At 64.0% G+C, this 509-nt stretch carries 1 protein-coding gene; it reads left to right on the top strand.

Going from position 1 to position 509, the window contains the following annotated elements; all coding sequences use genetic code 11:
* The coding region (locus tag GWQ44_RS30810) for an AMP-binding protein (protein ID WP_275929107.1) at positions 1 to 509 on the top strand (509 nt) is incomplete at both ends.

Here is a 509-nt window from a genome sequence, read left to right on the forward strand (position 1 = left end):
GTCGGCAACAGCCGCGCCTACGTGCTCGATGCCCGTCAGCAACCGGTGCCGGTGGGTGTTGCCGGCGAGCTGTACATCGGCGGGCAGGGCGTGGCGCTGGGTTACTTGAACCGTGCCGACCTTACGGCCCATGCCTTCCTGGTTGACCCGTTCAACGACGGCGGCCTGATGTACCGCACCGGCGATCTGGTGGCTTGGCGTGCCGATGGCACCTTGCAGTACCTGGGGCGTAACGACCAGCAGGTGAAGATTCGCGGATTCCGTATCGAACTGGGCGAGATCGAAACGCGCCTGGGCGAGCACCCGCAGGTTAAGGACGTGGTGGTGTTGGCCCGCCAGGATGAGCCGGGGCACAAGCGTCTGGTGGCTTATTTCACCGAGCGCGAAAACGTCAACATCGAAGCGCTGCGCGATCATCTGCACGCCCAATTGCCGGACTACATGGTCCCGGCCGCCTATGTGCGCCTGGACAGCCTGCCGCTGACCAACAACGGCAAGGTTGACCGCAA

The sequence above is a fragment of the Pseudomonas sp. 3MA1 genome, assembly GCF_029237275.1.
Classification (GTDB): domain Bacteria; phylum Pseudomonadota; class Gammaproteobacteria; order Pseudomonadales; family Pseudomonadaceae; genus Aquipseudomonas; species Aquipseudomonas fluorescens_AP.